Consider the following 11,991-nt stretch of genomic DNA (forward strand, 5'->3'; position numbering starts at 1 on the left):
CAATCCACACCGCGCCGTGCGCAGAATGCGCACGCTACCACCGCATGATGTTACCACCGCGTCACGTACGTCGCGCATCCTGCGCGACAATCCACACCGCCCCGTGCGCCCAAGGCGCACGCTACGTCCGCGCCGCGTACGTAGCGCATCTTGCGCGATAATCCACATCGCCCCGTGCGCAGAATGCGCACGCTACCACCGCGCCCTGTACGTCGCGCATTGTGCGCGACAATCCACATCGCGCCGTGCGCAGAATGCGCACGCTACCACCGCGCCACGTACGTCGCGCATTGTGCGCGACAATCCATATCGCCCCGTGCGCAGAATGCGCACGCTACCTATAATTTTTGTTTATATATAATCGTAAACTGCATTATCTTCGTATTGCTAACTACTGGTATATTGCCGTGCATAAATTCTTTGTGTTATGGCCCATGGAGAGCAGTAATGAATAAATATAATGCAATCACGCTCGCCGTTGCTACGGCAACGTCGTTGGGTAGCTTACCCGTATTAGCTCAGCAGCAAGATCAAGCTGAGGCGGATGTTGAAGAGGTAATACAGGTTGTAGGTTCACGTCTTTCTTACCGAACTGCTACCGATGGTGCTGCACCTGTCGATATTATTTCAGCTGACGATTTAGCAGCTACGGGTATTACCGAGACGGCGAAAGCGCTTCAATACGCAGTACCGAGTTTTAATTTCCCGTCGTCATCGGTTACTGACGGAACTGATGCGGTGCGTCCAGCGTCTCTACGGGGATTATCTCCAGATCACACCTTAGTATTGGTGAATGGCAAACGTCGTCATAAGTCGGCCCTAGTACACTTAAGTGGCACAACCGGCCGCGGTAGTTCCAACGTAGACTTGAATGCGATTCCTATTTCAGCGATTAAGCGAATCGAAGTGTTACGCGACGGTGCTGCAGCACTTTACGGTTCGGACGCAATTGCTGGGGTAATCAATATCGTGCTTAAAGACAACGATTCTGGCGGCACAGCTAATGCACAAGTCGGTCAAACCTACGAAGGCGACGGGGAGCAGTATAAGCTATCTGCTAGTGGTGGGTTTAAGGTCGGTGACAACGGCTCACTAACGCTATCCGGCGAATTTCATCACAAGAACCGTACCAATCGCGCGGGACCTGATCCTCGTCAGCAGTATCCAGAATTGCCTAACGGAGAGCCTGACCCAAGAGAAGAAACATTCGATCGCTACAGCTTTCACGTGGGTGATGCAGAATATGAGAACGCTGCCTTATTCGCAAACTATGAGCAAGAAGTGGTTGAAGGCGGCACTTTGTATGCCTTTGCTGGCGTAAGTGACCGCTCATCGGAATCGGGTGCGTTTTATCGTCGTGCATTGCAATCTAATACGCTGACTGAAATCTATCCAGATGGTTTTCTGCCAATCCTTGCACCAGACGTTAAAGACTACTCTGCATATTTAGGCTACGAATGGTTGCAGGGGGAGTGGACGATTGATGTCAGTGCGGGTCATGGCGTTAGCGAGTTTCAATACAACGTTGAAAACTCTTTGAATGCCTCTTTAGGGCCGACTCAAACACCGACGTCATTTGAAGCAGGCACGTTGGAAAATAAAGAGACAAACGTCACCATTGACGCTCAGCGATTTTTGCCGTTTTTTAATAATTCCGACTTATCAATAGCGACGGGAATTAGCTATAGAAAAAACACTTATCAAATTACAGCGGGTGAAGAGGCCTCTTATATTGATGGAGGTTATCAAGATCGTCCGTCCGGTAGTCAGGGTTTCAGTGGCTTCACTCCGGATTCGGAAGTCGATCAAAGTCGCGATAACGTCGGTATTTATTTAGAAGCAGAGAACCAGCTGACCACTGATTTTATGTGGGGCGCAGCCGTTCGGTACGAGGACTACTCTGACTTTGGTGATAATACAAGCTGGAAGCTATCAGGTCGTTACGACATTACAGACAGGTTGGCTATTCGTGGTGCAGTGAATACTGGCTTTCGAGCTCCGAGTGTTCAGCAACTTTACTTTACCAATGTATCGACTTTGTTTGTTGATAGAGGTGACGGTTTAGTACCAGAACAATCAGGAACTTTTAACAATCTGAGCGACGTAGCTAACGCACTCAACATCGGTCGTTTGCAGCCAGAAGAGTCACAGAGTTACAGTTTAGGCTTAGTGTGGAATGGTTATAATGGTCTCGCGGTGACATTGGATGCGTATCAGATAGCGATAGATGATCGTATCATTCTATCAGGTGACGTCTCGCCTACTGATTCGCAGGCCGTGGCTGATGCTTTAGCGCAAACTAACGCCGATAACGCTCGATTCTTTGTGAACGCAGTGGATACCACCACTCAGGGTATTGACCTTGTTGTGAGCAAAGATTTCGAACTTAATAATTATGGGTCACTCAAAGCGCAACTTGCATATGGCTACAATGATACCGAGATTGACTCTGTAAACTTACCGCCGCTACTTGATGGTTTAGAGCAAGTTCTTTTTGATGAAGACGAACGAGTGAGAATGACAGAGTCGGTTCCCTCAAGTAGTGCTTCACTTGGTTTGACTCACCAATTAGGTCGTTGGACTAGCAACGTTCAATTTAGTTACTTTGGTACTTATAGTATCAATTATTCCAGTGGCAAAGAGACTTACGGACCGAATTGGATTACTGACATTACAGTGAGTTACGCGCTAAATGATCAGTTTGATATCACGGTCGGAGCGCAAAACCTGTTCAACGAATACCCAGACGAACGGGGTGAAGGTAATCAATTTAATGGTATCTTCAAATATCCACTTACTAACTCGCCAATTGGATTTAATGGCGGCTATGTTTATACAGAAGTTGAATACCGTTTCTAATGAAATCGAGTTAGTCAAAACCGCCACAAAGTGGCGGTTTTTTTATATTTAACGCTTAATAACTTTGAAAATAAACACCGTAAATATAAAAATGTTCTAATAAACAATCACTTATATATTGGCATGACATTTGAATTATATTCACTGAAGTGAATAGTTGAGGAGAACAATATGTCCACGTATAAACGAAGTGCCGGTAAAGGTTGGCTCATTGCATTAGTGATTGTGGGCGCGCTATTTTTCGCCCCAGAGATACTTTCGGGGTTGGGTTTTGCGGTCGGCTCAGTCATTGAATTTACAATCAGTCTATTGATCGGTTTCGCCATTGTTGGATTAGTATTTTTTGTCGTGATGACTGTGTTTGGTAGCGTCCTACTAGGACTTGGTGCAGGTTTTCTTGCCTTGATATTTACCGGGATTGGTATGTTTTGGCCGCTTATCATTTGTTTGCTGATTCTTTACTTTGTATTTCGGGATCGACGCAAAACCGTGTAACATCATCTCAATGATCAATAATTGAGGTGAATATCATGTTAAAACTCTTCTTTGGTCTTGCGCTCATGGTTTCTAGCGGAGCTATAGCGCAAGATGCGTTGACTATTACTGATGCGCGCGCGAAAGAGTCAATCCCAGGCTCAAATAATGGCGTCGCGTTCGCAACAATAAAAAACAACTCGACTGCCACCATAGTGATTAAAAGCGTATCTTCAAATGTCAGTAAAATGACTCAGATCCATACGCATAAAATGAAAGATGGCATGATGTCGATGATGCATGTTCCTGAGCTTGCGATTGCTCCCAACGAGCAAGTTGTATTTCAAAGTGGAGGTTATCACTTCATGTTGATGGGATTGAAACAGCCTTTGTCTCAGGGGGAAACTTTTAATCTGACCATTTCGTACGATAATAATCAGACACAAACTATTTTAATTCCGATTGAGGGTCGATAACAGGCTATGCGAATAGGCAAATTAAAGTTAAGTGTAAAGTGGTTACTCATTTCATTAGTATCCTTTCTAATCTTACTGTGGATAGTTGCGTGGTGGTTTTCTGAAGAGCCAGATACGTTTGACGTTGAACAACGTGTTGAAGCCGAAGCTAAGCGTCTCAATCTAGAGCCCGTAAACGGTTTCGCAACTTCAACGGCGGCCATTGATGTGTTGGATACGCTGCTAAATAAGCGCGGCGGTTATATGAGTAATGACCTTCTGCCACCGTTTGCCTGGGTCGACGATATTCCTGCCTGGGAATATGGGGTTGTCCAAATGACCCGTGATTTGCTGTTAGTTATGCGTAACGAGTATAGCCGCTCACAGTCCCAATCAGCTGAGAACACTTTTCTTGTCGTAGCTCAGCCGGCAATGAATATTGATCATACCAGTTGGTTTGCGCCATCACCCGAAAGTGAATTCAGTGAAGTGATAAGTCAACTTAAGCAGTATCGTTTGGCACTTGCAGATCCTAACGATCACTCAGCTCAATTTTACTCTCGAGCCGATAATTTGCGTGCGTGGGTTGCAGAAGTAGAGAAGCGTTTAGGTTCTCTATCTCGCCGTTTGAGTGCCAGTGTTGCGCGAGTAGAGCCCGATGTCACCTTGGCGGGTGATGCGAATGCACGACAGTCAACGCCAACGCCTCGTATCGTCCGTGAGCAAACGAGCTGGTGGAAAATTGACGATGTCTTTTACGAGGCCCGCGGCGCTTCTTGGGCTTTACTCCACTACTTAAAAGCAGTTGAAATCGATTTCAGGGATATCCTAGAAGATAAAAATGCGTTAATTAGCTTGCAACAGATAATTAGTGAATTAGAGTCAACGCAGAAGACGTTATGGAGCCCAATGGTCCTTAATGGTTCTGGATTTGGATTGATGGCAAATCATTCATTAGTCATGGCTAATTATATTTCTCGTGCAAACGCTGCGCTTATCGAATTACGTAGCTTATTAGCACAAGGCTGAACAACTTAAATAGGATAACACTATGAAGCACTTTGCGAAGGTATTACCACTTGCTGGTTTAGCGCTAGCTCCTATGGCAGCGAGTGCCGACACCGTATTAGGTGTGTTTGCTGGTGGGCAGTATTGGGATGGAAATGTCGATGGTTCGATTTCAGCTTTTGATCCGTTAGTACAGTTAGGCAATTATGATGATCAAGGTGAGACGTTCTCCAGCTACTATGTTGCACTTGAACATCCAATACCCTTAATTCCGAATTTTAAAGCACGTTGGAATGACATGACGGTCGACGGAGATGGCATAAATCCAAAAAGCGATTTTAGTCACGTTGATTATATTCTTTATTATGAAATCTTTGACAACGATATCGTCTCGATTGACTTAGGTGTCAATGCAAAACGCTTTGATGGAAACACTCGTTATATCGTCGCAGATGCCGCTGTTACTCCCGTTGATTTCTCTGGTACGGTACCGATGGCTTACGCATCAACAAAAATCGGACTACCATTCACTTCTTGGTGGATCAATGCTGAGGCGAGCGCATTAAGTTTTGACGATAGCGATATCCGCGATGTTAGTGCATCAGTCGAGTATCAGTTCTTAGATAATGCGGCGATAGACGCGAGCGTGCGTTTAGGGTATCGCGATATGGAAATTAAGCTCGATGATATCGACGATACGTACAGTGATATTCGGTTCTCGGGTCCGTTCGTGTCAGTTGACGTTCATTTCTAGATAGCCTGTTATAAATACTTGCAGTTAAAGTTCGATATGGCTAGATTGTTATATCGGAATTAACAAATTGCAGGCAAGAATGAGCAGTAAAAATGAAGAGCCGCTGTTTCTTATCGACGATGAGGAGGAAACGAGGGCAGTTAGTGCATTAGAGAGTTGGAAAATCTTGATCGTCGACGATGATCAAGAGATTCATGCCGTGACTAAAATGGCGCTTTCGGATGTGCTGATTGCTGACAAGTCGCTTGAGTTCATTCATGCTTATAATGGTCAGCAAGCAATGGATATGCTGGCTGACCATGACGACATCGCAATGGTGTTGTTGGATGTTGTCATGGAATCCGATGATGCTGGACTCAAGGTTGCACGAGCCATACGTAATGAATTACGTAACGAAGAAGTTCGAATTGTGCTACGCACCGGCCAACCCGGTTACGCGCCAGAAGAAAGTGTTATCAAAGATTATGATATAAACGACTACAAAACAAAAACGGAACTGACCCGAAGTCGCTTGTTAACCACTGTTTTTGCTGCCATCCGTTCATACCAACAACTACGTACTATCAACGAAAACCGCCGCGGGTTACGAAAAATTATTCACTCTGCATCGAATCTGATGGAAAAGCACTCTATTGTGAATTTTTCTGAGGGCGTGGTGACTCAGTTAGCTTCGCTATTAGGGTTGTCAGCCGAGGGTATCGTAGGAGCGCGAGCGCCACATAAAGATGATGACATTCTTGTACTTGGGGCAGCAGGGCATTTCGCTGGAAGTATTAATCGCTCAATTTCGAGTCTTAATTCGGCATTTATAGAAGAAGCGGTGAAACAGTGCTTGCGGGAAAAGCGTCATATTCAATTACAGGGCGCTTCCGTATTTTTCATCGATGGACAAGTTCATCAAGCCGCTGCTTACATAGAAACAGAAGAGTTGCTGGAGAATTATGACCAAGAGTTACTCGAGGTGTTTCTCGCTAATATTGCCGTGGGATTTGAAAACGCGAACTTGTTTGAGGAGTTGCGTGCCGCGGCTTATCGTGATCCATTGACAGGTGTCGCAAATCGAAGCGAGTTTTCTAAACGCCTATCAGACCTCGCAAAGCAGAAAGATGAACATATTGTCGTTTCAATTATGGATATCGACCATTTTTCTGATGTGAATGATGGGCTAGGCCAGGATGTTGGCAACTTATTACTTCGGTCGGTCGCTTTGCGCTTGAGTGAGCAACTGGGGCCAGAGGTTTTTATTTCACGCATTGCCGCTGATGTCTTTGGTTTAATTGGTCCCGAAGAAATTATCTCGCCCCGTAATCTGAATGAGTTATTTAGACTTCCGTATAGAGCGGGAGAGCATCATATTCCATTGAGCATTACCTGTGGCTTTACTGCTGCATCGAATAGCGAGCATGAGAGCGGTAAGAGCTTGCTTAAGCAGGCCTATATTGCACTTAAAAATGCGAAGAAGAATTCTTTTGAGCGTCATAATTACTATCTGCCTTATATGGAGCAGGAAACTCAGCGTCGATTACATATTGTACGCATGCTGCGGGCGGATTTCGCAGAAAGACGGTTAGAGGTGTGGTATCAGCCGCAAGTCTGTTTAGCTTCAAAACGGATTATTGGGGTTGAGAGCTTACTGCGGTGGCCGCAGCGCGATGGTAGTTTTATCTCTCCTGGCGAGTTCATTCCGCTGGCAGAATATTCAGGGTTAATCGTTGATATCGGTGCTTGGGTCATTGAAGAGGCGTGCCAGCAGATCCGCCAGTTTGACGAGCTAGGTTTGCCCGAACTTCGCGTTGCTGTCAACGTATCAGTGCCGCAATTTAGAATGCGTGATTTTCCTGAGTTAGTCGAACAGCAGTTACAAAACCATAATGTCAGCCCAGACCGACTTGAACTGGAAATCACTGAGAGTATTGTGATGGAAGACCCTGATCTTGTGGCCGATATACTTTACCGTCTAAAACGGCAAGGTATTCATGTGGCTATTGATGATTTTGGCGTCGGCTTCTCATCGTTGAGTTATCTTCAGAAACTTCCACTCGATCGTATTAAAATCGACAAGACATTCGTACACAACTCAAATGAAGACAGTGGCCGTATCATTATTGAGACTATTGTGAATATGGCTCATCGACTTGGAATGAGTGTGTTAGCAGAGGGTATTGAGCTTGAAGAGCAAGTGAGTTATTTCAAAAACTTACAGGTGGCGGAGGCACAGGGATTTCATTTCGCGAAGCCCATGCCAGCACAACGGTTGGCGGAGCTGCTTGCTAAACAATCCGCCAACATAGATTAATATCGTTACTGATAAACCGTGACGCTATCAGCTTTCATTGAATAGCCCGTAACCGCTAAATCACTGTCTGTGCGTTGAGTTGAGATAGTTCCTTCGACCCAAACCGCATCGTAGGTGTTCTCGTAAGGAACACCTTCTTCGAACTTAACGTGGATAATTTGGTTAGGAGGCGGTGGTGGAACATGGATACAAGCACCAAAATACGGGACTAATAAGAACTCTGTAACCGCGTCCGCGTTGCCTTCCAGTTGTACGACATAGCCAGGAATTTTCACTTTCTTGCCATCTAGCGCCTGTACAACAGGTGCATCAAGAAACTTTTGCTCTGCTTCTTCAGGGTTTTGGTCGTAATACGACTGAGGCTTTACGGGGGGAGGGGTAAAGCCTTCAGGTACTAAATCTTTCCAACCAATTTTTTCGCTTGCGAACGCCATGTTCTGACTCGCCAGAAATAGCAACGCCGTGCTCATCATTACTTTCAAACTATACTTCATACTTTCACCGTTAAACCGTCTGCAAGTGATTGGCGGTAAGCGCGCCAAGCAGGTACAAGACTCATTAAGAAGCCTGCAACAACCACAAATAACATTCTCCACCATTCTGCAGCGGTAGGCCACTGCAGAGCAAACAATAATCCCGTTTGCTGCTGAATCACACCGGCAAGGGAAATTTGCAGGATATATAGCAACGCCAGCCCCGACGCCGTAGCAATGATCGTTAATAATACTGCCTCAGTGACCAACAACGTGAACAGCGTGCCAGGACCCGCACCTACCGCTCTTAACACAGCCATCTCTCGGCTGCGTTCACGTAGACTTGCCAGTAAGATCGTTAGCATGCCGAGTAGGCCAATGATAACTACAATAGCGGAGATACCATTAAGAGCTTGCTCAAACACACGTAATGTCTTCCAAAGTTGTTGCAATGTTTGTCCCGGCATTAATGCAGTCAGTGGCTCACCATCTGCGGTGTTGATGTCGCGCTGCATAAATAACGCCATTTGGCGCGACTTTAAACCCACCAATGCCGCGCTTATAGCGCTGGTCGGGTGATGGTGGTCAGCGTGCTCATCATGACCGGTGTGCTCGTGCGCATGCTCTTCGGCTTCGCTAGCAGTCTCTCCGCCATGAATGTCCTCAAGCGTTTTTAAGTCAACATAAATGGATTGGTCAACAGGGGTGCCTGTGCGTTTCAAAACGCCAACAACATCAATTGGATGTCCACTGTGTTGGCTAAAGCTTATGCCGCCTGTGCCATGTGCGATAATGAGTTGGTCGCCAACTCTAAAGTCCAACTTTTCTGCGGCATCAGCGCCTAATACGGCTTGCTCAGAATGATTAAACCACTCGCCGTGCTGCAATTTAAGTGGCTGTTGGTTGGCATACTTAAAATGCTGGAAGTAACCGGCGGTCGTCGCAACAACCGGCATGCCACTGACACTATCACCCAAGGAAATGGGTACTGACCATTCTACCTGACGATTTTGGCTAAGCTTCTCATAGCTCTGCCAACTCATGCTATTGTTAAGCGCTCCGATATGAAAAACAGACGCCAGTAGCAGTTGTACGTCGCCGCTTCTGGGGCCGACGATGAGATCGGTGCCCGATACGGTATTCGCGAAATTCGCTTGGACTTGTTCTTTTACTCGTTCAACGGCGAGCAGTAGTGCGACGCTGACAGCAATTGCAATAACCGTCAGTAACGCACTGGTTTTGCGATTAGCCAAGCTTTTAATAGCAAGTTTAAGCATGGGGTGAACCTCCCGCTGCTCGATTGATGTCGCTTAACTCAACATGACGATTAAAATACTGCCCGAGACTCGCATCGTGCGTCACAAATAATACGGTTGTATTATTCTGTTCGCTGAGTTCGAGCAAAAGTTTTATAAAATCATCTCTGCGATCGCTATCGAGCGCTGAAGTCGGTTCGTCAGCGATCAATAACTCGGGTGCACCGAGCAATGCTCTTGCAGCTGCCACGCGTTGCTGTTGACCCACACTCAAGTTAGCCGCCGCTTGTTGTTGCTGCGAGGCACTAAGACCGAGCCGTTTTAAGTATTGAATAGCGAGCTGTTCCGCCGACTGGCCACTTTCAGCTACGCGCTGGCGGCGTTTAGGAGAAAATTGAGTTGCCAGGAGCACGTTGTCGAGCGCGCTTAAGTATGGGAGTAAATTGAATTGCTGAAAAATATAGCCAATGTGATTAGCTCGAAATCTATCGCGCTTGCGACCACTGAGGTTAGATAAGGACTGGTCGAGTAAACTCACATTCCCCTGTTGAGCTACGTTGATACCCGCAAGCAACGATAACAACGTCGACTTACCACTGCCACTCGGTCCGCGGAGCAAAACGGATTCACCCGTTTCTACCTGCCAGTGAGGAATATCTAAAGTGAGTTGACCACCTTGCCACGCAAAGGCAAGGTGGTCGATTTCTATGGCATAAGCCATAATTACTTCTGAGCGCGTTTGTAAGAGGACTCGATTTCCTCTTTCGCGTCTGCTGCGTTACCCCAGCCTTCGACTTTGACCCACTTGCCTTTTTCGAGTTCTTTGTAACGCTCAAAGAAGTGCGTGATTTGTGCACGAAGTAATTCAGGAAGGTCATCAATGTCCTGAACATGGTCGTACTCTTTAGTCAGCTTACTCACCGGGACAGCAACGACTTTCGCATCTTCGCCTGATTCGTCGCTCATTTTAAGCACGCCGACAGGGCGGCATTTAATGACTGAGCCCGCTTGCAATGGATAAGGTGTAGGAACAAGCACGTCAACGGGGTCACCGTCGAGAGACAAGGTATGGTTCACAAAACCATAATTGCATGGATAGAACATTGGCGTCGCCATGAAACGATCAACCCAAAGGGTGCCAGTGTCTTTGTCGACTTCATATTTAATCGGGTCAGCATTTGCTGGAATCTCAATGATTACGTTCACTTCATCGGGAAGATTGTTACCCGCAGGTACGTTACCTAAACTCATAATGTTTCCTACATCAGTTAATTGTTAACCACTAAATTATATCGTTTGTCGCTATCGGGGCAAGGGATTAAGCTAAGGTCTTACCCATGCTTCTCATGATATTCAACGCATTTTTGTACTTCATTTGTCGAGCCCATGACAACAGCTACACGTTGGTGAATCTGCTCAGGCTCAATATCTAAAATGGGCACATAGCCATTACTTGCCGAGCCGCCCGCCTTCTCTACAATCATAGCCATTGGTGCAGCCTCGTACATTAAGCGCAGTTTATACGGCTTGTCAGGATTACGAGCATCCCACGGATATGTAAATAAGCCGCCACGAGTGACTAAACGGTGGACATCAGAAACCATTGCCGCGTTCCAACGCATATTAAAATTCTTTTGTCGAGGGCCGTCCTCACCCAAAAGCAGGTGTTCGACGTATTCGCGCACCGCCGTACCCCAGTGGCGTTGATTAGACATATTTATTGCGAACTCTTGAGTGTCCGCTGGGATAGACGCAGTGTCCTTAGTCAGTAAAAACTCACCTACTGTTTGGTCGAGCGTGTAGGTGCGGACATGCGATCCTGTTGTCATTACCAACATAGTCGAGGGACCATAAAGTACGTATCCTGCCGCGACTTGGTTACGCCCTTTTTGCAGAAACATAGATTCGTCATTGGCGCTATTTTCTGGCTTGGGTAAAACCGAAAAAATAGTACCCACTGTACCATTGATATCGATGTTTGAGCTGCCATCAAGCGGATCAAAAGCAACTAAGTACTCGCCTGAATTCGGACTCAATACAATGCTGTCCTCTTCTTCCGACGCAATTGCGTGTACACGAGGAGACTCAAGCAATAAGGTTTTGAGCAATTGGTTTGCGACCACGTCGAGCTTTTTCTGCGTTTCACCCTGGATATTTTCGTCCAGTGTTGAGCCCAATACCCCGGCGAGGGCGCCTTGATGCAGCCGAAAAGAGATCTCTTTAGCGGCAATTTGTATGGTATTTAGAACTGAAATCAGTCCTTCAGGTGCATTATCAGCACGGAGCGTTGGAAGCAGGCGTTTCATGTCGTTCCATTCCCTTTTTGTCGTGACAGGTGTATGGACGCGTATCGTACATTAATTCTGCGCAAAAATCCTGTTGATTGTGCGCTTGAATGATACACTTAGCCTTTTAT

At 46.3% G+C, this 11,991-nt stretch carries 11 protein-coding genes; 6 read left to right on the top strand and 5 right to left on the bottom strand.

What is annotated here, in order from left to right; translation table 11 throughout:
- Positions 1-447 precede the first annotated feature (447 nt).
- The 6 genes from AWU56_RS01205 to AWU56_RS01230 all read left to right on the top strand — a co-directional run bounded on the left by AWU56_RS01205 (position 448) and on the right by AWU56_RS01230 (position 7,846).
- Entirely contained in the window at positions 448-2,859 is a 2,412-nt protein-coding gene (locus AWU56_RS01205; RefSeq protein ID WP_286681549.1) for a TonB-dependent receptor plug domain-containing protein, read from the top strand.
- A 171-nt stretch (positions 2,860-3,030) separates the two neighbouring features.
- Entirely contained in the window at positions 3,031-3,354 is a 324-nt protein-coding gene (locus tag AWU56_RS01210; protein WP_006954329.1) for a hypothetical protein, read from the top strand.
- Between the two features lie 35 nt (positions 3,355-3,389).
- Positions 3,390-3,809, top strand: a complete 420-nt coding sequence (locus AWU56_RS01215; protein WP_286681550.1) for a copper chaperone PCu(A)C — start codon at positions 3,390-3,392, stop codon at positions 3,807-3,809.
- A gap of 6 nt (positions 3,810-3,815) precedes the next feature.
- Positions 3,816-4,817, top strand: coding sequence for a DUF2333 family protein (locus tag AWU56_RS01220; protein WP_006954327.1), 1,002 nt, complete (start codon positions 3,816-3,818; stop codon positions 4,815-4,817).
- A 22-nt stretch (positions 4,818-4,839) separates the two neighbouring features.
- On the top strand, positions 4,840-5,550 hold the full coding sequence (locus AWU56_RS01225) for a TIGR04219 family outer membrane beta-barrel protein (protein ID WP_006954326.1): 711 nt from the start codon (positions 4,840-4,842) through the stop codon (positions 5,548-5,550).
- 79 nt (positions 5,551-5,629) lie between these two features.
- Positions 5,630-7,846 (top strand): GGDEF/EAL domain-containing response regulator, encoded by a 2,217-nt coding sequence (locus AWU56_RS01230; protein WP_286681551.1) that lies wholly within the window; start codon positions 5,630-5,632, stop codon positions 7,844-7,846.
- A 5-nt stretch (positions 7,847-7,851) separates the two neighbouring features.
- On the opposite strand, the gene AWU56_RS01235 is transcribed toward AWU56_RS01230, so the two are convergent.
- The 5 genes from AWU56_RS01235 to AWU56_RS01255 form a co-directional block, all read right to left on the bottom strand.
- Positions 7,852-8,340 (bottom strand): DUF3299 domain-containing protein, encoded by a 489-nt coding sequence (locus AWU56_RS01235; RefSeq protein WP_006954324.1) that lies wholly within the window; start codon positions 8,338-8,340, stop codon positions 7,852-7,854.
- The gene (locus tag AWU56_RS01240; RefSeq protein WP_286681552.1) at positions 8,337-9,596 is read right to left on the bottom strand and encodes an ABC transporter permease; all 1,260 of its coding nucleotides are present in this window, start codon (positions 9,594-9,596) and stop codon (positions 8,337-8,339) included. Before AWU56_RS01240 ends, AWU56_RS01235 begins: the two co-directional genes overlap by 4 nt.
- A complete protein-coding gene (locus tag AWU56_RS01245) occupies positions 9,589-10,296 on the bottom strand; it encodes an ABC transporter ATP-binding protein (protein ID WP_272977650.1) in 708 nt (235 codons plus the stop codon). The genes AWU56_RS01240 and AWU56_RS01245 overlap by 8 nt, the downstream gene beginning before the upstream one ends.
- 2 nt (positions 10,297-10,298) lie before the next feature.
- Complete coding sequence (ppa, locus tag AWU56_RS01250) at positions 10,299-10,826, bottom strand: inorganic diphosphatase (RefSeq protein ID WP_006954321.1); 528 nt, start codon at positions 10,824-10,826, stop codon at positions 10,299-10,301.
- A gap of 80 nt (positions 10,827-10,906) precedes the next feature.
- Positions 10,907-11,881, bottom strand: a complete 975-nt coding sequence (locus AWU56_RS01255) for a class 1 fructose-bisphosphatase (RefSeq protein ID WP_006954320.1) — start codon at positions 11,879-11,881, stop codon at positions 10,907-10,909.
- Positions 11,882-11,991 lie beyond the last annotated feature (110 nt).

This window comes from Idiomarina sp. T82-3 (assembly GCF_001577655.1).
Classification (GTDB): domain Bacteria; phylum Pseudomonadota; class Gammaproteobacteria; order Enterobacterales; family Alteromonadaceae; genus Idiomarina; species Idiomarina baltica.

Coding starts and splice junctions, on each gene's coding strand:
- AWU56_RS01220 (WP_006954327.1), top strand. CDS start 3,816: ATGCGAATAGGCAAATTAAAGTTAAGTGTAAAGTGGTTACTCATTTCA.
- AWU56_RS01240 (WP_286681552.1), bottom strand. CDS start 9,596: ATGCTTAAACTTGCTATTAAAAGCTTGGCTAATCGCAAAACCAGTGCG.
- AWU56_RS01210 (WP_006954329.1), top strand. CDS start 3,031: ATGTCCACGTATAAACGAAGTGCCGGTAAAGGTTGGCTCATTGCATTA.
- AWU56_RS01255 (WP_006954320.1), bottom strand. CDS start 11,881: ATGAAACGCCTGCTTCCAACGCTCCGTGCTGATAATGCACCTGAAGGA.
- AWU56_RS01215 (WP_286681550.1), top strand. CDS start 3,390: ATGTTAAAACTCTTCTTTGGTCTTGCGCTCATGGTTTCTAGCGGAGCT.
- AWU56_RS01230 (WP_286681551.1), top strand. CDS start 5,630: ATGAGCAGTAAAAATGAAGAGCCGCTGTTTCTTATCGACGATGAGGAG.
- AWU56_RS01235 (WP_006954324.1), bottom strand. CDS start 8,340: ATGAAGTATAGTTTGAAAGTAATGATGAGCACGGCGTTGCTATTTCTG.
- ppa (WP_006954321.1), bottom strand. CDS start 10,826: ATGAGTTTAGGTAACGTACCTGCGGGTAACAATCTTCCCGATGAAGTG.
- AWU56_RS01225 (WP_006954326.1), top strand. CDS start 4,840: ATGAAGCACTTTGCGAAGGTATTACCACTTGCTGGTTTAGCGCTAGCT.
- AWU56_RS01245 (WP_272977650.1), bottom strand. CDS start 10,296: ATGGCTTATGCCATAGAAATCGACCACCTTGCCTTTGCGTGGCAAGGT.
- AWU56_RS01205 (WP_286681549.1), top strand. CDS start 448: ATGAATAAATATAATGCAATCACGCTCGCCGTTGCTACGGCAACGTCG.